General features: G+C 75.8%; 10 protein-coding genes. All 10 read left to right on the top strand.

Annotated elements, in window-relative coordinates; all coding sequences use genetic code 11:
- The first annotated feature begins 8 nt into the window (after nt 1–8).
- The 10 genes from AC230_RS19260 to AC230_RS19215 all read left to right on the top strand — a co-directional run bounded on the left by AC230_RS19260 (nt 9) and on the right by AC230_RS19215 (nt 22,970).
- Entirely contained in the window at nt 9–914 is a 906-nt protein-coding gene (locus AC230_RS19260) for a proline iminopeptidase-family hydrolase (RefSeq protein WP_049717536.1), read from the top strand.
- 113 nt (nt 915–1,027) lie between these two features.
- Nucleotides 1,028–1,855: a hypothetical protein gene (locus AC230_RS19255; RefSeq protein ID WP_049717535.1), complete on the top strand. Its 828-nt coding sequence runs from the start codon at nt 1,028–1,030 to the stop codon at nt 1,853–1,855.
- 51 nt (nt 1,856–1,906) lie between these two features.
- The gene (locus AC230_RS19250) at nt 1,907–5,026 is read left to right on the top strand and encodes a non-ribosomal peptide synthetase (protein WP_049717534.1); all 3,120 of its coding nucleotides are present in this window, start codon (nt 1,907–1,909) and stop codon (nt 5,024–5,026) included.
- Nucleotides 5,027–5,203: 177 nt separating this feature from the next.
- On the top strand, nt 5,204–6,085 hold the full coding sequence (locus tag AC230_RS19245; RefSeq protein WP_049717533.1) for a VCBS repeat-containing protein: 882 nt from the start codon (nt 5,204–5,206) through the stop codon (nt 6,083–6,085).
- A gap of 75 nt (nt 6,086–6,160) precedes the next feature.
- Nucleotides 6,161–7,066, top strand: coding sequence for an ACP S-malonyltransferase (locus AC230_RS19240; protein WP_241833288.1), 906 nt, complete (start codon nt 6,161–6,163; stop codon nt 7,064–7,066).
- Between the two features lie 124 nt (nt 7,067–7,190).
- A complete protein-coding gene (locus tag AC230_RS19235; protein ID WP_049717573.1) occupies nt 7,191–7,442 on the top strand; it encodes an acyl carrier protein in 252 nt (83 codons plus the stop codon).
- A gap of 37 nt (nt 7,443–7,479) precedes the next feature.
- Nucleotides 7,480–9,051, top strand: a complete 1,572-nt coding sequence (locus tag AC230_RS19230) for an AMP-binding protein (RefSeq protein ID WP_049717531.1) — start codon at nt 7,480–7,482, stop codon at nt 9,049–9,051.
- Nucleotides 9,052–9,100: 49 nt separating this feature from the next.
- The gene (locus tag AC230_RS19225; RefSeq protein WP_241833285.1) at nt 9,101–10,597 is read left to right on the top strand and encodes an AMP-binding protein; all 1,497 of its coding nucleotides are present in this window, start codon (nt 9,101–9,103) and stop codon (nt 10,595–10,597) included.
- Nucleotides 10,594–11,850 (top strand): type III PLP-dependent enzyme domain-containing protein, encoded by a 1,257-nt coding sequence (locus AC230_RS19220; protein WP_049717530.1) that lies wholly within the window; start codon nt 10,594–10,596, stop codon nt 11,848–11,850. The genes AC230_RS19225 and AC230_RS19220 overlap by 4 nt, the downstream gene beginning before the upstream one ends.
- 65 nt (nt 11,851–11,915) lie before the next feature.
- Entirely contained in the window at nt 11,916–22,970 is an 11,055-nt protein-coding gene (locus AC230_RS19215) for an SDR family NAD(P)-dependent oxidoreductase (protein WP_422125607.1), read from the top strand.
- Nucleotides 22,971–23,110 lie beyond the last annotated feature (140 nt).

Below are 23,110 nucleotides of genomic sequence, written 5' to 3'. Positions count from 1 at the left end.
AACCACCTGTGTCCATCGCACCCACCACCAAGGGGCACGCGCCGTTCGGTGCCCACCGGACCTGGTACCGGGTCACCGGCGACCTGACGTCCGGCCGGACCCCGCTCGTCCTCGTGCACGGCGGCCCCGGCAGCACCCACGACTACCTGCTGCGCATGGCCGAACTCGCCCGGGACGGGCGGCCCGTCGTCCACTACGACCAGCTCGGCAACGGCGGATCCACCCACCTGCCCGGCCGCGGCGCCGACTTCTGGACCGTCGGGCTGTTCCTCGACGAGCTCGACAACCTGCTGGACCACCTGGGCATCGCCGACGACTACATCCTCTTCGGCCAGTCCTGGGGCGGGGTGCTCGCCGCCGAGCACGCCGCCCGGCGCCCCGCCGGACTGCGCGGCCTGGTCCTGGCCAACTCCCCGGCCTCCTACCCCCTGTGGCTGGAGGAGATGGAGGTCCTGCGGGCCGCCCTGCCCGCGGAGGTGCAGGAGACGCTGCGCCGGCACGAGACGGCCGGCACCACCGACAGCGCCGAGTACTGGCAGGCCACCCTGGAGTTCTACGGCCGGCACGTGTGCCGGCTGGACCCGTGGCCGCGCGAGGTCGCCGCGTCGTTCATGGAGATCTACAACGACCCGACCGTCTACCACACCATGAACGGGCCCAGCGAGTTCCACGTCGTCGGCAGCCTCAAGGACCACTCGGTGATCGACCGGCTGCCGGACGTGGACGTGCCCACCCTGCTGATCTCCGGGCGGCACGACGAGGCCACCGTCCGCTGTGTGCAGCCGTTCTTCGACCACATCCCGGACGTCGTCTGGGAGGTCTTCGAGGAGTCCAGCCACATGCCGCACGTCGAGGAGCCGGAGCGGTTCGACGCCGTCATGCGCGGCTTCCTCGCCGGCCTCGACGCCGCGTAAGGGCAGCCTAGGGGGCCCGCGCGGCCCCCTAGGGGTTCCCCGCCCCCACCACCGGCCTTAGCCTCCACAAGCCGGTCATTCCGTCCAGTGCGCCTTCCCGGGAGAAACGACCCATGGCAAAACCCACCTCGTGGAACATCGTCACCGTCGCCGACAGCGATGAGGTGGTGATCGCCGCCGACTTCCCGGCCACCGGCCGCCCCGAGGCGCAGTTCACCGACCTGGCGCCGCTGTTGGGCGACACCCGCTCCTTCTGGCAGACCGTTCCGCCCGTCGTCTCCCCCGAGGAGGGCGTCAGCGGCGCCGACTACATCAAGCAGTGGGGCGCCGAACTGGCCGACAGCGGCCTCGTCGTCCGCGGCGTGCTGGGCTTCTGCGTCGGCGGCGTGTACGCGGCGGCCCTCGCCGACGAGGCCGCGCGGCGGCAGGAACGGCCCCCGGTGCTCGTGCTGTTCGACCCCGAGCAGGCCACCGTCCCCACCCTGTACTGGCAGTTCGAGAAGCTCCTCGGCAACCTCACGACCGTGCTGTCCGCCGAGGAGGTCACCCGCGTCCGCGACACCTCCCTGGCGCTGATGCAGGAGCACGGCGAGGACGTCGGCGGCTACGCGGCCGGACTCCACCGGGTCTTCCGCTCCGTCGCCGTGGACGCCTTCGGCCGCCTGGGCCTCGACGCCGAGCGCACCGAGGAGATGATCGGGCTGTTCTCCTCGTTCATCTCCTACCTGTCCGTCGCCGCCCGGCTGGACGTGAGCGACACCTGGCGGCGGGCCACCGCCATCAGCTCGTCCAGCCCCCGCAGCGGCCTCAACCCGCACCGCTCCCCGGCCGGCGAGGACTCCCCGCTGGTCGCCCGGGAGATCCGCTTCGACACCGAGCACGCCCAGCTGCTCCGCTCGGACGCCGTCGCGGAGACCGTGCGCGAGCTGCTGCGGCCCTAGCACAGCTCCCCAGCGGAACCAGCTCCACAGCAGAACCAGGAAGGAAGAGCCATGCGGCGCCCCGCCACCCGCAAGGAGGAGGCCCTGTGGCTCCTCGAGAAGTTCGTCCCCGGAACCGGGGTCAACAACCTGTCGGTCGTCTTCCAGGTGGACGGCGAACTGGAGCCGGCAGCCGTCCAGGAGGCACTGGACCACCTGCTCGCCCGGCACGCCGTGCTGCGGACCGTCTTCGACGCCGACGGCGGCGCCCTGTGGGCCCGGACGCTGGAGCCGGGCCGGGCGGGTCTGGTACTGGAGGAGACGGGCCCGCGCGGCGGTTCCGTCGCCGAGGAGCTGCGGCCGTTCATCGCGGAACCCTTCCGCCAGGACGGTTCCCTGCTGGTGCGGGCCCGGCTGCTGGCCCACGCGGACGGCGACGTGCTGTGCGTGGCCGTGCACCACTCCGTCTTCGACGGGATGTCGGCACAGCTGTTCCTCGGTGAATTCACCGCCCTGTACGAGGCGTTCGTCTCCGGCAACCGGGCCCCGGCGGCCCTGCGGGACGAGGTGCCCGCCTGGCGGGAGCCGGAGCCGGGGGAGGCGGCCGCGGCCTACTGGCGTGGGCAACTGGCCGGGTTCCGGGCCGACGCGCTGGGGCTGGCGAACGAGCGGCAGGGCGGCGCCGTCACCACGCTGGACGGTGACGAGGTCACCGTCCGGCTGGCGCCCGGCGTCAAGGAGACCGTGGCCCGGCTGGCGCGCGACCTGCGGGCGCCCGAGGCCGTGGTGCTGCTGGCCGCCTACTACCTGCTGCTGGCCGCGCACGGCGCGGGCCCGGACCTCACCGTCGGCTCGCCGGTGAGCCTGCGCGACCGGGGCGCACAGGGCGCGCTCGGCTACCACATCAACGTGCTGACGCTGCGGCTGGCCGTCGACGCGGCGGAGAGCTTCCGGGACCTGGTCGCGCGGGCCCGCAAGGTGTTCCTCGGCGGCATGACGCACGCCGGGTACCCCGTGGACGAACTCCTGGGCACCGTCGAGCGGCCGGACGCGGCCTGGCGCAACCTGCTGTTCCGGCACGTGTTCAACTACGCCCCGCTGGCCGCCCCGGCCGAATTCACGCTCGACGGGCAGCCCGCCGTCCAGCTCACCGTGGAGAACGGGTCGAGCAAGTTCGACCTGGAGTTCTTCGTCACCGCCCACCCGGACGCGCTGACCGTACGGGCCGCCTACTGCACCGAGGTCTTCGAACGGGCCGACGTGGAGCTGATGGTGGGCCGCTACGAGGAGCTGCTCCTGACCCTGGGGGCGGACCCGGACCGCCCGGTGGGCGGCGTCCCGGTCTGGTGCGAGCGGGACCGGCGGGCCGTCGCCGCCGCCAACGCCACCGAGCGGGCGGTGCCGTGGCCCACCGTGGCCGCCGCCGTGGCCCGCGCGGTGGCGGAGGACCCGGACGCGGTGGCCGTCGAGGACGGCGAACGGCGCGTGACCCGGCGGGAGTTGTGGGCGGCCGCCGAGGCCGGCCGGGCACTGCTGGCCGAGGCGGGCGTCGGCCCCGGCGACGTGGTGGCCCTGGCGGGCCGGCGCGGGGCCGAAACCGCGGCGGCGGTGCTCGGCGTGTGGCTCGCCGGAGCGGCCTACCTGCCCGTCGACCCCGACCACCCCGAGCAGCGGATCGCCTACCAACTGACCGACTCCGACGCCAAGGTGGTGCTCGCCGGGCCCGGCGTCACCGTCCCCGGCGAGGGCCGCAAGGTGCTGGAGATGCCCGGGGTGGCGGCCGGGGCCGGCTCCGGGGCGCTGCCCGACCCGGCGGCCGTGGCGGCCCTGGCCGGGCCGGGCGACCTCGCCTACCTGATCTACACCTCGGGCTCCACCGGGCGCCCCAAGGGCACCCTCGTCGGCCACGGGGCGCTCGCCAACCTCGTGGCGCACTTCGCGGACGAGCTGGCGGCGGGCCCGGACGACACCACCCTGTGGCTGACGACGTTCAGCTTCGACATCTCCGCCCTGGAACTCTGGCTGCCGCTGGTCACCGGCGGCCGGCTGGCCGTCGCCCCGGACGAGGCGCGCACCGGCGGGGCGGTGCTGCGGGACCTGCTGGAGCGGCACCGCGTCACCGTCGTCCAGGCCACGCCCACCACCTGGCGGCTCGTCCTGCCCGAGGTCGCCGGCCGGCTGGCCGGGCTGCGGGTGCTCAGCGGTGGGGAACCCCTGCCCGGCGCCCTCGCCGCCCAACTGGCCGCGACCGGCTGTGAGTTGCGCAACGTGTACGGGCCGACCGAGACGACGGTCTGGTCCACCGCCGGGCGGGTCGGCCCGGGCGACGGCGGGCGGGCCGGGGTCGGCACCCCGATCGCCAACACCCGCGTCTTCGTGGCCGGCCCCGACGGGCGCGACCTGCCGCCCGGCGTGCGCGGCGAGCTGTGCATCGCCGGCGCCGGCGTGGCGGCCGGCTACCACGGCCGGCCCGAACTGACCGCCGAGCGCTTCGGCACCCACCCAGTGCACGGGCGCCACTACCGCACGGGCGACCTGGCCCGCTGGCTCCCGGAGGGGACGCTGGAGATCCTGGGCCGCCTCGACCGGCAGATCAAGCTGCGCGGCAACCGCATCGAACTCGGCGAGGTGGAGGCCGTCCTGCTGGAGCACCCGGACGTCCGCGCCGCGGCCGTCGTCGTCGCCGAGGACCCGGCGGGGGAGCCGCTGCTCGCCGCCTTCGTGGTGGCCTCGGAGCGGCCGGAGGCGGTGGACGAGCTGTGGGCGCACGCCCGCGGCGCCCTGCCGCCGTCCGCCGTGCCGCAGGAGTACGCCGTCGTGGACGCCTTCCCGACGACCGGCAACGACAAGGTGGACTACCCGGCGCTGACCCGCGAGGTGGCGCGGCGCCGCTCCGCGGCCGCCGCGGACACCGCCGGGGCCGACGTCTCCGGCGACCCGGTCGTCGCCCGGCTGACCGGCCTGTGGCGCGAGGCGCTGGGCCGCGAGGACGTGACCGAGGACACCAACTTCTTCGCCGCGGGCGGGCATTCGCTGCTCGGCGCCACCCTGGTGATGAAGCTGGAGGGCGCCTTCGGCGTCAAGCTGAAGCTCACCGACCTGTTCGACAACCCGCGGCCCGCGGCGTTCGCCCGCCGGCTGCGGGACCTGGCCCCCCGAGGGGCGGACGGGGAATCCCCGGCCTCCGAATAGGGGGCGCTTAGGGGTTTGTTCGAGCCCTGACCGGCACAACACTTGGCGATGGATTCCCGGAGGGTGACCGGCGGCGCCGTGGTGGACGCCGCCGCGAACGGCCGGGATCCGGAGTACGGCGGTGCGGCGCGAACGACGCCGCGCACACAGGGGAGTGTGGAGGAAATGGCGGCAAACATGGGGAACGGCAACTGCCGTTCCTGGACCGGAAACGGAAGGCCGGATCTGCTCCTGCGGGACCAGGAGTCCGGCGACGTGTTCATCCGGCAGCACAGCGGTGCGTTCGACGGGCTGAACACCTTCCTGCCCCCGGTGAAGATCGCCGAGAACCTCGGCTGGCCCCGGTTCTTCTTCCTGCGCCCGCTGGACAGCGGCAACGGCCGCGCCGACCTCCTGGCGTTCAGCATCGCCGAGATCAACCCGGGCGAGGGCGAGCACGGCGAGCACGGCCTCTACCTGCTCCGCAACAACGGCCTCAACGGCCTGGAGACCCTGGGCGAGCCGCTGCGGATCTCCGGCAAGCGGGACGACAAGGAGTGGGAGACCCTCGCCGCCGCCGACGTCAGCGGCACCGGCTGCGACGACACCGTCAGCCGCGAGAAGGACGCCGGCCACGTCGACTGGTTCCGCCACGTCGGCCAGGTCCTGCCCAACGACACCTGGGACAAGACCCCCCGCCGGCTGACCACCGTCGACGTGGACGACTTCCCCCTCGCCATGGCCGACGTCACCGGCAACGGCAAGCTCGACCTGGTGGTCCTGCGCAGCAACGGCGACCTGGACGTCTTCGTCTTCGCCGACGACCACGACTTCGCCACCGCCGAGGGCGCCGGCGAGGGCACCTGGTACACCGTGGCCCGGGGCTGGAACGAGTACCGCATCATCGCCAGCACCGACATCGACCTCGACGGCCGCCCCGACCTGCTGACCCTGCGGCACGACGGCACCCTCCTCGCCCACCGGCACAGCGGTTCCTTCGACCCGCGCCGGCCGCTGGAGACCTTCGAGAAGCCGGTGCCCGTGGCCGAGGACTGCTGGCGCTACGACGTGATCAGCTGAATGGCACCCGAGACGGCCGCCCGCCCCCGGGCGGCAGAGGACGCCCCCCGGGAATGGGCGATGGTCTTTCCTGGAATGGGGCCGGTGAAATACGCCGACGTCAGCCGCTTCCTCCTCACCAATCCGCACGCCCGGCGGCTGCGGAAGGCCGCCGAGGAAGTCCTCGGATATTCCCTCGCCGACCGCTACCGGGAATCCGGGGAGGATTACACGGAAGCCGCCCAGGTGGTCTTCCTGGTGAACTGTCTGGCACTCGCCGAATGGGCACGGGAAAGGCACGGAGTGGAACCCGTCGCCTGCGCCGGGCCGAGTTTCGGGCAGAAGGCCGTCACGGCCTTCAGCGGCGCCCTGCCCTTCGCGGACGTCGTCGACCTCACCGCGCGCCTGGCCCGCCACGAGGCCGGCTACTTCGCCCGTGAGCACCGGGACGTGGTGACCCTGTCCTTCGTCCGCGTGCCCGGGGAACAACTCCGGCCCGTGCTGGCCGAGATGGACGACCGGGGTGCCTGGTACGACATCTCCTGCCACTTGGACCACGACTTCTTCATGGTGTCGCTGCGCGAGGCCGAACTCGACGCCTTCCAGGCCCGGTTGCGGTCCCTCGGCGGACTGCCCCTGTACACCATGCGGCCGCCCATGCACTCGGCCGCCTTCGGCCCGCTCCGGCGCTCCGTCGAGGAGGAGATCCTGCCGCGCTACCGCTTCGCCGACCCCCGGCTGCCGGTCGTCGCCGACCAGGACGGGACCGTCGTCGAATCGGCCGAGGGCATGCGCACGCTGCTGCTCGACGGCATCGTCCGGCCCGTGCGCTGGCCCGACGTGGTGCGCACGCTGCGCGGCCTGGGCGTGGGCCGGGTCTGCGTCGCCGGGCCCGACGGCCTCTTCGGCCGCGTCGGCTGCACCGTCAACACCTTCGACGTCCTGGCCGCCGACCCGCGCGCCGCGATGCGGCCCAGGCCTCCCGCGCCGCTGCCGGCCTGACCGCGCCGGGGCCCCGCCCCGCCGCCGGAGGCCCGCCGCACGGCGGCGCGTCCGACATCCGAAGACCGGCACGCCGAGAACCGGCACGCCGACACCGTTACGAAACCGAGGGGTTGTGGACACCATGTGGGACCAGCGATTCGAGGAGATCCTGCGCGGCCGCCTGCCGTTCCTGACGCCCGACGAGGACCTCGTCGCCGACCTGAACCTGCGCGACCACGGACTGGACTCCCTGGGCATCGTCGACCTGGTGGGCGCCCTGGAGGCCGCCTACGAGGTGAGCTTCCGCGACGGGGCGCTGACCGTCGAGAACTTCGAGACGCCCGCCATCCTCTGGAAGACCCTGTCCGGCCTGGCCGACGCCGCCCGGGGCTGACCGGCCCGGCCGAACGAGGAAACGCACGAGCGGAACGATGGACGAGATGACCGACGGCGCGGCGTACGGGCTGCACGGACGATTTCTGCGCGGCCTCGCGCTGGCCGGCGACGGCGAGGCGCTGCGCGCCGACGGCCGTTCCGTCGGCTACCGGGAGCTGCACCGCACCGCACTGGCCTGGGCCGGGGCGCTGCTCGAGGCGGGCGGTGGACGCCCCGGCGTCATCGGCGTCCTGGGCAACAAGACCGTCGGCGCCTACACCGCGACGCTCGCCGCGCTCTACACCGGCTCCGCCGTGGTGCCCCTGCACCCCGGCTTCCCCGAGGCCCGCACCCGGCAGGCGCTGCGGGCCGCCGGGGTGACGGCCCTGGTCGCCGCCGCCGACGCGGCACCGCTGCTGCCCGGACTGCTCGGCCCGGACAGCACCCTGCCGGTGCTGGTGCCCGAGGTCCCCGGCGCCGGCACCGTCGAACTCCGCCCGGACCAGGCCCTGGACGCCCCCCGCGCCGTCGAGCCGGGCGACACCGCGTACATCCTGTTCACCTCCGGCTCCACCGGCCGGCCCAAGGGCGTGCCGGTCAGCCATAGTTCCTGCGCCTTCTACTTCCAACAGGTCGAGAAGCGCTACGACTTCACACCCGACGACGTCTTCTCCCAGACCTTCGACCTCACCTTCGACTGCGCGATGTTCGACCTGTTCACCGCGTGGGGCTCGGGGGGAACGCTGGTGGCCGTGGAGCCCGGGGCGCTGTTCGCCCTGCCGGACTTCCTCGCCGCGCAGCGGGTGACGGTCTGGTTCTCCACCCCCAGCGCCATCCGGCTGGTCCGCCGCACGGGCGGGCTCACGCCCGGCGCCCTGCCGACGCTGCGCTGGAGCCTGTTCGCCGGCGAGGCCCTCAAGGCCGAGGACGCCGCCGACTGGCAGCGGGCCGCCCCCGCCGCCACCGTCGAGAACCTCTACGGCCCCACCGAGCTGACCATCACCATCACCGCCCACCGCTGGGACCCCGCGACCTCGCCCGGCGCCTGCGTGCACGGCGCGGTCCCCATCGGCCGGGTGCACGACGGCCACGACTGGCTGCTGGCCGGCGAGGACGGCACACCGGCCGCCCCGGACGCCGCCGAGGGCGAACTGTGGGTCAGCGGGCCCCAGTCCACCACCGGATACCTCCACCGGGCCGACGACGCCGGCCGCTTCCCCCGGCACGCCGGCCGCATCTGGTACCGCACCGGGGACTGGGTGCGGCGCGCCCCCGACGGTGAACTCACCTACCTGGGCCGCATCGACCACCAGGTCCAGGTGCAGGGCATCCGCGTCGAACTCGCCGAGATCGACCACGCCGTGCGCGGCTGCGCCGGGGTGGAGGACGCCGTCACCGTCGCCACCCGCGACGGCGACGCCCTCGAACTCGTCGTCTTCTACACCGGCGAGGCCCGGCCGCCGGCCCAGTTCGCCCGGCAGCTCCGGCAGACCCTCCCGCCGGGCACCCTGCCCAAGCACTACGAGCACCTGCCGGCGCTCCCCCTCAACGCCAACCGCAAGACCGACCGGACCGGTCTCACGGCCCGCGCCGAGGCCCTGGTGGGCCGGCGGCCGGCCGCGCGCTGAACTCCCGTACGGGCAGCGCCCGTCGCAGGTAACGATCGGAGACAGGACAGTGACGTTGGAAAAGCCGGTGCACGGCTTCCTGGACGAGGCCGCCGCCGCGGCACCGGGCTCCCCGGCGGTCCGCGACGCGCGCGGCGCCTGGACCTACGCCGAACTCGACGGCCTCAGCCGCGCCTTCGAGGGCTGGCTCGCCGACCAGGGCGTCGGCCCCGGCGACCGGGTCCTGGTGCGGCTGCCCAACCTGCGCGAAACGGCGGCCATGCTGTACGGCACCTCGCGCCGCGGCGCCGTCTTCGTCCCCATCAACCCGGGCATGAAGGACTACCACCTGGGCCCGGTCCTCGCCGACAGCGAACCGGCCGTGGTGATCGTCGACGACCGGCAGACCGCCGCGATGGCGGCACTCACCGACGCCCCCGTGCACGGGCTGCGCGAGGTGTGGGAGAAGGTGGAGGCCCGGCTGCCGGAGCCGGCGCGCGAGCCCGCCGCCGTCACCGGCGACGCCCTGGCCGTCCTCATCTACACCTCCGGCTCCACCGCCGCCCCCAAGGCCGTCGCCTGCCCGCACGCGCAGATCTCCTTCGCCGTGCGCGGCATCGGCGACATGCTCGGCCACACCGCCGACGACGTCTTCTACGTCCGCCTGCCCCTGCCGTTCGACTACGGGCTCTTCCAGCTCCTGCTGAGCGCCGACGCCCGCGCCGAACTCGTCCTCTCCGGCTCCGAGCCCGAGTACACCCTCCTGGAACGCATCCGCGAGAGCGGCACCACCGTCCTGCCCGTCGTGCCCGCCCTCGCCCAGCTCCTCGTCGTCCTCGGCGAACGCGACCCGGGCCCCAGCGCCGTGCGCCTCATCACCAACACCGGCGCCGCCCTGCCCCAGGCCACCATCGACGCGCTCCGCACGGTGTTCCCCGGCGCCAAGGTGGCCCGCATGTACGGCATCACCGAGTGCAAGCGCGTCAGCATCATGCCCCCCGACCAGGACCGGGAGCGGCCCGGCTCCGTCGGCCTGCCCCTGCCCGGCACCCGCGTGCTCATCCTCGACGAGGACGGCACCGAACTGCCGCCCGGCCGCACCGGCGAGATCGTGCCCGTCGGCCCGCACGTCATGGCCGGCTACTGGCGCGCCCCCGAGCTGACCGCCCGCACCTTCCGACCCGACCCCCGGACGGGCGAAACGCGCCTGCACACCCGGGACTTCGGGCACCTCGACGAGGACGGCTACCTCTACTTCGACGGCCGGCGCGACGACATGTTCAAGCGCAAGGGCATCCGGATGAGCACCATCGAGATCGAGGCCGCCGCCACCGACATCCCCGGCGTCCGCAACGCCGCCGCGCTCCAGCCCACCGAGGACCGCGACCTGGTGCTGTGCGTCGTCACCGACCTGGCCCCCGGCGTCGTCCTGCGGGAGCTGGCCAAGCGCCTGGAGGCCGCCAAGGTGCCCTCCGTCTGCCGCGTCCTCGACGCCTTCCCGCTCACCCCCAACGGCAAGACCGCCAAGGACCGGCTGGCCGCCCTCGTCGAGGAGGACCCCCGATGACCGGCACCCCCGCACAGCGCCCCACGGCCGCCGACCTCGCCCGCCGCTACGGCACCCCGCTGTACGTCTACGACCTCGACCGCGTCGTCGCCGCCCGGCGGGACCTGCGCGCCGCGCTGCCCGAGAGCTTCACCCTCTACTACTCCTTCAAGGCCAACCCGCACCCCGAACTCGCCCGCGCCCTGCGGGAGATACCCGACGGACCGTGCCGCGCCGAGGTGTGCTCCGAGGGCGAACTCGACTCCGCCCTCACCGCCGGCTTCCCCGCCGCCGAGATCCTCTACGGCGGCCCCGGCAAGACCGACGGCGAGATCACCCACGCCGTCGCCGCGGGCGTGCGCACCTTCTCCGTCGAGTCCCTGGGCGACCTGCGCCGCGTCGGCGCCGTCGCCCGCGAGCACGGCGTGACCGCCGACTGCCTGCTGCGCGTCAACGACACCTCCTCCGCGGGTGCCACCAGCCTCCGCATGACCGGCGCGCCCTCGCAGTTCGGCATCGACCGCGAGACCCTGGCGGAGCAGGCCGCCGAGCTCTCCGCCGTCCCCGGCACCCGCCTGGTGGGCCTGCACTTCTTCCCGCTGAGCAACGCCCGCGACGAGGACGGCCTCATCCGGGAGTTCCGGCAGAGCATCGCCACGGCCGCCGCCCTGCACACCGAACTCGGGCTGCCGCTGCGCGTCCTGGACCTCGGCGGCGGATTCGCCGCCCCCTACGCCGTCCCCGGCGAACGGCCCGTCTACGGCAGGCTGCGGGCGGCACTGGAGGACGCCCTCGACACCCACCTGCCGCGGTGGCGGACGGGGGAGATCCACCTCGCCTGCGAGTCCGGCCGCTACCTGGTCGGCGACTGCGGCGAGCTGGTCGTCGGCGTCACCAACGTCAAGGAGAGCCGCGGGAGGACCTTCGCCGTCGCCGACGGCGGCGTCAACACCCTCGGCGGCATGGCCGGCCTCGGCCGGCTGCTGCCGCTGGCCGTACGGCTCGACGAGGAGCCCGGCCGCGCGACGCGCACCGCCACCCTGGTGGGCCCGCTGTGCACCCCCGGCGACATCCTCGGCCGGGACGTCGAACTGCCCGACCCGGCCCCGGGGGACCTCGTCACCGTCCCCAACGTGGGCGCCTACGGCGCCACCGCGAGCCTGCTGCTGTTCCTCAGCCGCCCGGCGCCCGTCGAGGCGGTCGTCCGCGGCGCGGAGACCGTCTCCGTCACACGGCTCGTGGCCCAGCGCACGCCGGTCGGGCCCGGCAACTGACCACGCCCCGGGGCCACGCGCCCCCGGGGCCGATGAACCATGAACTGTCGCAGCAGGAGCGGTGAGTGCGGATGAGCGGGTCCGAAGGCGTCGTCGAGACCACGGCCGGCACGCGGGACGGGGCGACGGGCGAACAGCCCGCCGCCGCGGCCCGCCTGGCCGGACTGCCGGCGGTCGAGCAGGAACGGATCCTGTCCGTCCTGGTCGCCGCCGAGACCGCCGGGGTCCTCGCCGACCTCGCGCGGGAGGCCGGACGCGACGCGGGGGAGGCCCCCGGCGCGGACGAGGTGGCCGAACGGCCCGAACGTCCCTTCAAGGACCTCGGGTTCGACTCCCTGGCCTCCGTCGCCCTGCACCGCCGCCTCACCGCGGCCACCGGCGCCGACCTGCCCGTCACCGTCGTCTTCGACCACCCCACCCCCCGCGCCCTCGCCGCCCACCTGCGGACCGTGCTGACCGGCACCGGCACCGGCACCGGCACCGCCCCGGCAGCGGCGCCCGCCCCCGCGCCCCGGGCCGCCGACGAGGACGACCCGGTCGCGGTCATCGCCATGAGCTGCCGCTACCCCGGCGGCGTCACCAGCCCCGAGGAGCTGTGGCAGGTCGTCCACGAGGGCCGCGACGTCGTCTCCGGCTTCCCCACCGACCGCGGCTGGGACCTCGACGGACTCTTCGACGAGGACCCCGACAGGCCCGGCACCGCCTACGTCCGCCAGGGCGGATTCCTGCACGACGCCGGGCAGTTCGACGCCGCCTTCTTCGGGATCTCCCCGCGCGAGGCCCTGTCCATGGACCCGCAGCAGCGCCTCGCCCTGGAGACCGCCTGGGAGGCCTTCGAACGCGCCGGCATCGACCCCGCCACCGTGCGCGGCGGCCGGGTCGGCGTGTACGTCGGCGCCGAACCCCAGGAGTACGGGCCCCGGCTGCACGAGGCGCCCGAGGGCTACGAGGGCTACCTCCTGACCGGCAACGCCACCAGCGTCGTCTCCGGCCGCGTCGCCTACGCCCTCGGCCTGGAGGGCCCCGCCCTCACCGTCGACACCGCCTGCTCCGGCTCCCTCGTCGCCCTGCACCTGGCCGCCACCGCGCTGCGCCGCGGCGAGTGCTCGCTGGCCCTGGCCGGCGGCGTCTCCGTCATGTCCACCCCCGGCACCTTCGTCGCCTTCAGCCGGCAGCGGGGCCTGGCCCCCGACGGCCGCTGCAAGGCGTTCTCCGCCGACGCCGACGGCACCGGCTGGGCCGAGGGCGCCGGCATGCTCCTCCTGGAACGGCTCTCCGACGCGCGGAAGAACGGCCACCGCGTCCTCGCCGTCCTCCGCGGCTCCGCCGTCAACCAGGACGGCGCCAGCAACGGCCTCACCGCCCCCAACGGCCTCGCCCAGCAGCGCGTCATCCGCGCCGCCCTCGCCGACGCGGGCCTGACCGCCGGCCAGGTCGACGCCGTCGAGGCGCACGGCACCGGCACCCGGCTCGGCGACCCCATCGAGGCACAGGCCCTGCTCGCCACCTACGGCCAGGACCGCCCCGCCGACCGCCCCGTCCGCCTCGGCTCCATCAAATCCAACATCGGCCACGCCCAGGCCGCCGCCGGCGCCGCCGGCGTCATCAAGATGGTCATGGCGATGCGGCACCGGCTGCTGCCCCGCACCCTGCACGTGACCGCCCCGACCCCGCACGTCGCCTGGGACTCCGGCGCCGTCGCGCTCCTCGGCGAACCCGTCGCCTGGCCGCCCGCGGACGAACCCCGCCGCGCCGCCGTCTCGTCCTTCGGCATCAGCGGCACCAACGCCCACGCCATCCTGGAGGAGGCCCCCGCCGAGGCCCCCGCGGAGGCCGCCACCGAGCCCCCCGCCGCGGACGCCCTCGTCGCCTGGCCGCTCTCCGCCCACAGCGAACCCGCCCTGCGCGCCCAGGCGGAGCGCCTGCGCGCCCACCTCGCCCGGCACCCCGCCGCGCGCCCCGCCGACGTCGCCCACACCCTCGGCACCGGCCGCGCCGCCCTCGCCCACCGGGCCGTCGTCCTCGGCACCGGCACCGACGACCTCCTGACCGCCCTGGACGCCCTCGCCTCGGGCGGCTCCTCCCCCGCGCTCGTTACCGGCACCGCGGCCGCCGACGCCACGCTCGCCTTCCTCTTCACCGGCCAGGGCGCCCAGCGCCTGCGCATGGGCCGCGAACTGTACGCCGCCGAGCCCGTCTTCGCCCGCGCCTTCGACGCCGCCTGCGGACACCTCGACCTCCAGCTCGAACACCCGCTGCGCGACGTCGTGTTCGCCGCCGACGACAGCCCCCTCGCCGCCCTCCTCGACGACACCGGCTACGCCCAGCCCGCCCTCTTCGCCGTCGAGACCGCCCTGTTCCGCCTCCTGGAGTCCTGGGGCATACGCCCCGGCCTCCTCGCCGGGCACTCCGTCGGCGAGATCGCCGCCGCCCACGCCGCCGGCGTCCTCTCCCTCCAGGACGCCTGCCTCCTCGTCGCCGCCCGCGGCGTCCTCATGCGGGAACTCCCGCCCGGCGGCGCCATGATCGCCGTCCAGGCCGGCGAGGACGACGTGGCCCCCCTCCTCGCCGGCCGCGAGCAGGAGGTGACCGTCGCCGCCGTCAACGGCCCCCGGGCGCTGGTCCTCTCCGGCGACGAGGACGCCGTCACCGCCGTCGCCGACGCCCTCGCCGCCCTCGGCCGCAAGACCAAGCGCCTGCGCGTCTCCCACGCCTTCCACTCGCCGCGCATGGACGCCATGCTCACCGAGTTCCGGCAGATCGCCCAGGCCCTCGCCTACGCGCCGCCCACGATCCCGGTCGTCTCCACCGTCACCGGCACCCTGGCCGGCGAAGCCGAACTCTGCTCGCCCGACCACTGGGTCCGCCACGTCCGCGACGCCGTCCGCTTCGCCGACGGCGTGCGCACCCTCGAACAGCACGGCGTCCGCGCCTTCCTCGAACTCGGCCCCGACGGCGTCCTGACCGCCATGGCCCAGGACTGCCTGACGCCCCGTCACGCCGAACGCTCCCTCCTCGTCCCGGCGTTGCGCGCCGGACGGCCCGAACCGGCCGCCCTGCTCACCGCCGTGGCCCGGCTGCACACCCACGGCGTGCGCCCCGACTGGGCGGCCCTCCTCGCCCGGCACGCCCCCCGCACCGTCGACCTGCCCACCTACGCCTTCCAGCGCAGCCACTACTGGCTGACCGCCCCCGCCCGCACCGACGCCGGCGCCCTGGGCCTGGGCACCACCGCCCACCCGCTGCTCGCCGCGGCGGTCGCCCCGGCCGGCGGCGGACTCCTGCTCACCGGCCGGCTCTCCCTCCACTCCCACCCCTGGCTCGCCGACCACGCCGTCGACGGCGACGTCCTGCTGCCCGGCACGGCCTTCCTCGAACTCGCCGTCCACGCGGGCGACATGACGGGCTGCGGCCGCATCGAGGAGCTCACCCTCCAGGCCCCGCTGGTCCTGCCCGAGCGCGGCGCCGTCCGCGTCCAGGTCTCGGCGGGCGACCCCGACGACACCGGCCGCCGCGCCCTCGCCGTCCACTCCCGCCCCGCCGACGCCCCCGACGACGAACCGTGGACCGCCCACGCCGCGGGCTTCCTCCTCCCCGGCGCCGGGCCCGCCCCGGACGCCCCGGCCGGCTCCGCCGCCTGGCCGCCGCACGACGCCCGGCCCCTCGCCCTCGACGGCCTCTACGAGCGCCTCCGGGAGCAGGGTTACGGCTACGGGCCGCTGTTCCAGGGCCTGCGCGCCGCCTGGCGGCGCGGCGACGAGGTGTACGCCGAGGTCGCCCTCCCCGCGGACGCCTCCGGCCCCGGCGCCGACGCCTTCGGCCTGCACCCGGCCCTCCTCGACGCCGCCCTGCACGCCATCGGCCTCGACGAGGACCGCGGCCTCGAACTCCCCTTCGCCTGGACGGGGACGACCCTCCACGCGAGCGGCGCCGCGCACCTGCGCGTCCGCATCGCCCCCGCCGAGGGCGGTGCCGTCTCCCTGACCGCCACCGACCCCGCGGGCAGCCCCGTCGCCACCGTCGACGGCCTCGTCCTGCGGCCGCTGTCCCACCGGCCGGCCGGTGCCGCCCGCGACTCCCTCTTCGCCCTCACCCCCACCCCGGTCACCCTGCCCGCCGGGGACGCGCCCCTCCCGGTCCTCGTCACCGGCGACCCGGCCGCCTGGGGCCTCGGCCCGGCCGACGCCACCCACCCCGGCCTCGCCTCCCTCGACACCCCCGCCGACACCGTCGCCCTGCTGTGCGACCCGCCCGGCGCGGACGCCGGCACCACCCCGCCCGGGACCGCCCGCGCCGCCCTCGCGCACACCCTCGCCGCCGTCCACGCCTGGCTCGCCGACGACCGGTTCGCCGCCTCCCGGCTCGCCCTCGTCCTGCCCGGCGCCGACACCGGCACCGACGCCGACCTGACCTGGGCCCCCGTCCGCGGCCTGATCCGCTCGGCCCAGCTGGAGCACCCCGGCCGCCTCGCCCTCCTCACCACCGACCCCGCCACCCCGCCCACCCCCGCCGACCTCGCCGCCGCCCTCGCCACCGGCGAACCCGAACTCGCCCACACCGACGGCGTCTGGCACGCCCCCCGCCTGACCCGCGCCACCCCCGGCACCCCCGCCGACGGCCCGGCCCTGCGCACCGACGGCACCGTCCTGATCACCGGCGGCACCGGCGGCCTCGGCCGCGTCGTGGCCCGCCACCTCGTCACCGGCCACGGCGTCCGCCGCCTGCTGCTCACCAGCCGCCGCGGCCCCGACGCCCCCGGAACGGCCGAACTCGCCGAGGAACTGGAGGCGTTGGGCGCCCGCGTCACCGTCGCGGCCTGCGACGCCGCCGACCGCGAGGCGCTGGCCGCGCTGCTGGCCGCCGTCCCGGACGAACACCCCCTCACCGCCGTCGTCCACACCGCCGGCGTCATCGACGACGGCCTGGTGACCTCGCTCACCCCCGACCGCCTCGACACCGTCCTGCGGCCGAAGGCCGACGCCGCCTGGCACCTGCACGACCTCACCCGCGGCCTCGACCTCGACGCCTTCGTCCTGTTCTCCTCGGCCGCCGCCACCCTCGACAGCGCCGGACAGGGCAACTACGCGGCCGCCAACGCCTTCCTGGAGGCACTCGCCCGGCACCGCCACGCCCTGGGCCTGCCCGCCACCGCCCTCGGCTGGGGCCTGTGGGCCGAGCGCACCGGCATGACCGGCGGACTCTCCGACGCCGACGTGCGGCGCATGGCCCGCTCCGGCCAGGGCGCCCTGCCCACCGCCGACGGACTCGCACTCCTCGACGCCGCCCTGACCGCGGACGCCCCCGTCCTGCTGCCCATGCGCCTCGACCTCGCCGCCGTCCGCCGCCGCGCGGCCGACGACGGCGTCCCCGCCGTCCTGCGCGCCCTCGTCCGCCCCGGCGCCCCCGCCCGCCGCGCCGCGGGAACCGGCACCCCCGCCGACGGCCCGGCCACCCCGCCCGGCGGCCGGCTCGCCGCACTGCCGGAGGCCGAACGCGCCGAAGCCGCCCTGGAGTTGGTACGCGGCCAGGTGGCCACCGTCCTCGGCCACGTCGACCCGTCCGCCATCGACCCCGAGAACGCCTTCCAGGCCATCGGCTTCGACTCGCTCACCGCCGTCGAACTCCGCAACCGGCTCAACACCGCCACCGGACTGCGCCTGCCCGCCACGCTGATCTTCGACTACCCCAACCCGCAGGCCCTCGCCGAGTTCATCGCCCGCGGCCTGGCCGGCACCGCCGAACGCGCCGCCGACACCGCCCCCGTGCGCGCGGCCGCCGCCGACGAGCCCCTGGCCATCGTCGCCATGAGCTGCCGCTACCCCGGCGGCATCACCTCCCCCGAGGACCTGTGGCACCTCGTCGCCACCGGCGGCGACGGCATCACCGGCTTCCCCACCGACCGCGGCTGGGACCTGGCCGGACTCTACGACCCCGACCCGGACACCCCCGGCACCACCTACGCCCGCGAGGGCGGCTTCCTGCACGACGCCGCCGCCTTCGACGCCGACTTCTTCGGCGTCGGCCCCCGCGAGGCCACCGCCACCGACCCCCAGCAACGCCTGCTCCTGGAGACCACCTGGGAGGTCCTCGAACGCGCCGGCCTCGACCCGACCTCCCTGCGCGGCAGCCGCACCGGGGTGTTCGCCGGCGTCATGTACCACGACTACGCCGCCCGCCTCGGCGGACAGGTGCCCGAGGGCATGGAGGGCTACCTCGGCAACGGCAGCCTCGGCAGCGTCGTCTCCGGCCGCGTCTCCTACACCTTCGGCCTGGAGGGCCCGGCCGTGACCGTGGACACGGCCTGCTCGTCGTCCCTGGTCGCCCTGCACCTGGCCGCACAGGCGCTGCGCGGCGGGGAGTGCTCGCTCGCCCTGGTCGGCGGCGTCACCGTCATGGCCACCCCCGACACCTTCATCGACTTCAGCCGCCAGCGCGGCCTCGCCCGCGACGGCCGCTGCAAGCCGTTCGCCGCCGCGGCCGACGGCACCGGCTGGTCGGAGGGCGTCGGCATGCTCCTCGTCGAACGGCTCTCGGACGCGCGCAGGAACGGCCACCCCGTACTCGCCGTCGTCCGCGGCTCGGCCGTCAACCAGGACGGCGCCAGCAACGGCCTCACCGCCCCCAACGGCCCCTCCCAGCAGCGCGTCATCCGCCAGGCCCTCGCCAACGCCGGTGTCCCCGCCGCCTCCGTGGACGCCGTCGAGGCCCACGGCACGGGCACGACCCTCGGCGACCCCATCGAGGCCCAGGCCCTGCTCGCCACCTACGGCCGGGACCGGCCCGCCGACCGGCCGCTGCGCCTCGGCTCCATCAAGTCCAACCTCGGCCACACCCAGGCCGCCGCCGGTGTCGCCGGCATCATCAAGATGGTCATGGCGATGCGCGCGGGCGTCCTGCCGCGGACCCTGCACGTGGACGAGCCGACGCCGCACGTCGACTGGTCCGAGGGCGCGGTCGAACTCCTCACCGAGGCGATGCCCTGGCCGCGGACGGACGGCCCGCGCCGCGCGGGCGTCTCGTCCTTCGGCATCAGCGGCACCAACGCGCACGTCATCCTGGAGCAGGCACCGGTCGCCGCCGAGGACGAGCCCGTGGTGCACACCGCTCCCGGCGTGGTGCCGTGGGTGCTCTCCGCCAAGTCGGCGGCCGCCCTGACGGAACAGGCCGGGCGGCTGCGGACGTTCGTCGCCGACCACCCGGAACTCTCCCCGGCCGACGTCGGGTTCTCCCTGGCGACGACGCGCGCCGCACTGGAGCACCGCGCGGTCGTGTCGGGCGCGGACCGTGGGGAACTGCTGGAGGCCCTGGAGGCGGTCGCGGGTGAAGCGGCCGTCAAGGGGAAGCTGGCGGTGCTGTTCACGGGGCAGGGCGCGCAGCGGCTCGGGATGGGACGTGAACTGCGCTCCGCCTTCCCGGCTTTCGCGGAGGCGTTCGACGCTGTGTGCGCCGAGCTGGACGTCCACCTGGAGCGTTCGCTGGTCGAGGTGATCGACGAGGACGGGGAGGCGCTGGACCGCACGGAGTTCACGCAGGCCGCCCTGTTCGCCGTCGAGGTGGCCGTGTTCCGTCTGGTCGAGTCGTGGGGGATCCGTCCGGACTTCCTCGCGGGGCACTCGGTCGGCGAGATCGCCGCCGCGCACGTGGCCGGTGTGTTCTCCCTCGCCGACGCCGCCCGCCTGGTCACGGCCCGTGGCCGTCTGATGCAGGCGCTGCCGGCCGGCGGCGCCATGGTCGCCGTCCAGGCGTCCGAGGAGACGGTCCTGCCGCTGCTCGTCGGCCGCGAGGACGAGGTCGGCGTCGCGGCCGTCAACGGCCCGCTGTCCGTGGTCGTTTCAGGGGCCGAGGCCGCCGTCCTGGAGATCGCCGAGGCCCTGGCGGCGGACGGCGTGAAGACGAAGCGTCTGCGGGTCTCGCACGCGTTCCACTCGCCGCTGATGGACCCGATGCTGGACGACTTCCGCCAGGTCGTCTCCGAACTCACCTTCTCCGCCCCGGCCGTTCCGGTCGTCGCCACCGGCGACGTCACGTCCCCCGGCTACTGGGTGGACCACGTCCGCGACGCCGTCCGCTTCGCGGACGGCATCCGTGACCTGGAGAGCCGCGGCGTCCGTACGTTCCTCGAACTCGGCCCCGACGCCGTCCTGTCGGCCATGGGCCCGGACTCCGCGCCCGACGCGGTGTTCGTCCCCGCCCTGCGCAAGGACCGCGACGAACAGCGCACGCTCGTCGAAGCCCTCGGCCGCCTCCACACCCGCGGCGTCGCCGTCGACTGGCAGGCGTTCTTCGCCCCCCACCACGCCCGCCGCGTCGACCTGCCCACCTACGCCTTCCAGCACCGCGCGTACTGGCTGATCGCCCCGCCGCCCGGCGGTGACGCCACCGGCCTGGGGCAGGACCCGGCCGAGCACCCGCTGCTCATGGCCGCCGTCGCCCCGGCCGACAGCGACCAACTGCTGCTCACCGGACGGCTGTCGCTGGACTCGCACCCCTGGCTCGCGGACCACGCGGTGTCGGGCACGGTGCTCGTCCCCGGAGCCGCGCTCGTCGAGCTGGCCGTCCGCGCCGGTGACGGCGTCGGCTGCGGCACGCTGGACGAACTGACCCTGGAGGCACCCCTGGTGCTGCCCCCCACCGGGGGCGTGCACCTCCAACTGCGGGTGGGGGAGGCCGAGTCCGACGGGCGGCGCGCCCTGACCGTGCACTCGCGCGCCCAGGACGCCGGTGCCGGTGCGCCCTGGACCCGCAACGCCGTCGGCCGGCTGGCCCCGGGTGCCGAGGAGCCGTCGTTCGACCTGTCCGCGTGGCCGCCCGCCGGGGCGGAACCGGTGGACACCGACGGCCTGTACGGCGATCTGCTCGCCACCGGCCTGGCCTACGGCCCGGTCTTCCGGGGCCTGCGGCGGGCGTGGCGCCGGGGCGAGGAGGTCTACGCCGAGGTCGTGCTGCCCGAGGGCAACGGCCCCGAGGCGTACGGGCTGCACCCCGCGCTGCTGGACGCCGCGCTGCACGCCGTCGGGCTCGGCGCCCCCGACCGGGCCGACCGCGCCGAACTGCCCTTCGCCTGGAGCGGCGTGACCCTGCACGCCACCGGCGCGGCGGCGCTGCGGGTGCGCGTCGCGCCCGCCGGGGGCAGCGGGGTCTCCCTCGCCCTCGCCGACGGGACCGGCGCCCCCGTGGCGTCGGTGGCGTCGCTGGTGCTGCGGCCTGTCTCGGACGAGCAGATCGACGCCGCCCGCGGGGGCGTCCACGAGTCGCTGTTCCACCTGGAGTGGCCGGCGCTCGCCGTGGACGGAGCACCCGGACGGCGGCCGCACTGGGCCGAGTTCGCGCCCGGCGGCCCGGACGGGCTGCCGGATCCCGGGACCGCCGTCCCGGACGCGGTCGTGGTGCGCTGCCGCGACGCGGCGGGCGCGCTGTCCGCGCAGTCGGTGCGCGAGGCCGTCGGGCGGGCCCTGGCCGTGGTCGGGGCGTGGCTCGGCGACGAGCGGTACGCGGCCTCCCGGCTGCTGCTCCTGACCCGCCGCGCCGTGTCGGCGGGCGAGGGGGAGGACGTGGCCGACCCGGCGCACGCCGCCGTGTGGGGGCTGGTGCGGGCGGCGCAGGAGGAGAACCCGGGCCGGCTCGTCCTGCTGGACGGCGACGGCACCGAGGACGACCGCGCGATCGCCGCGGCCCTCGCCTCCGGCGAGCCGCAACTGGCGGTGCGCGGCGGCGAGGTGCGGGTACCCAGGCTGGCGCCGGCACGGGCGGGCGGTGCCGGGTCCGTGTTCGGTCCCGGGGGCACGGTGCTCGTCACCGGCGGCACGGGCGGACTCGGCCGGGTGATGGCCCGTCACCTGGTCACCGCGCACGGCGTGCGGAACCTGCTGCTCACCAGCCGGCGCGGGCCGGAGGCGCCGGGCGCGGCCGAACAGCGCGCGGAACTGGAGGCGCTGGGGGCGCGGGTGACCGTCGCGGCCTGTGACGCCGCCGACCGGGAGGCGCTGGCCGGGGTCCTCGCGGACGTCCCGGCGGACCGTCCGCTGACCGGGGTCGTCCACTGCGCCGGCGTCCTCGACGACGCGCTGGTGACGTCCCTCGACGCCGGGCGCGTGGACACGGTGCTGCGGCCCAAGGCCGACGCGGCCCTCCACCTGCACGAGCTCACCCGCGACCGCGGACTGTCGGCCTTCGTGCTGTTCTCCTCCGTCGCCGGCACGCTGCACAGCGCCGGACAGGGCAACTACGCGGCGGCCAACGCCTTCCTCGACGCCCTGGCCCACCGCCGGCGCGCCGAGGGGCTGCCCGCGGTCTCCCTCGGCTGGGGGCTGTGGGCGGAGAGCGGCGGCATGGCCGCCGGGCTGTCCGAGGCGGACCTGCGGCGGATCGCCCGCTCCGGACTGCCGGCCCTGGAGACGCCGGAGGCGCTCGCGCTCTTCGACGCCGCGCTCGGCGCCGGATCGCCCGTGCTGTTCCCGATGCGGGTGGACCGGGCCGCGCTGCGGGCCCGCGCCGACGGCGTCCCGGCGCTGCTGCGCGGCCTGGTGCCCGCCCCCGTCCGGCGGGCCGCCGCCCGCGAGGAGGCCGCGGCGGCCGGGGAACGGACGCTCGCCGAGCGCCTGGCCGGGCTCGCGGCGGCGGAGCAGGACCGGATGCTGCTGGACCTGGTCCGTACGCACGTGGCCGCCGTGCTGGGACACGCCGCCGCGGAGGACGTGCAGCCGTCGCGGGGCTTCACCGAGCTGGGCTTCGACTCGCTCGCCTCGGTCGAGCTGCGCAACCGGCTGGGCACGGCCACCGGGCTCCGCCTCCCCGCCACGCTGATCTTCGACTATCCGAACCCCGAGGTCCTCGCGAAGTACCTGGGGTCCGAGCTGATCGAGGAACCCGAGCCGGAGGAGCGGGGGTTCACGGCCGAGCTGGCCCGCCTGGAGGCCGCCCTCGACGGCGCCCTCGGCGCCACGCGCGCCGGGGACCCCGAGCACGCGGCCGTCGAGGGCCGGCTGCGGGCCCTGCTCAACCGCTGGACCCGGGCCGCCGCGCCCGAGGCCGAGGAGGACGGGAAGGACCTGACCGGCGCGACGGCGGACGAGGTCTTCGACATGCTCGACACCATGCTGGAGGGCGAGCTCGACCTGTAGCGGCCGGTCACCGGCCGGCGCGGCGGGCCGCCGCCCCGGCCGGTGCGAGAATTCCGGGAGCCGGTCCCTCGGCGCGCGCACGTCCGCCGGTCCGAGGCCGGTGCACCTCGCGGCGCCGAACGGAAGGAGACGGGGGAGCG

Source organism: Streptomyces caatingaensis (assembly GCF_001187435.1).
Taxonomy (GTDB): domain Bacteria; phylum Actinomycetota; class Actinomycetes; order Streptomycetales; family Streptomycetaceae; genus Streptomyces; species Streptomyces caatingaensis.
Note: the sequence above shows the minus strand (reverse complement) of the source record. Positions and strands in the feature narration are given on the sequence as shown.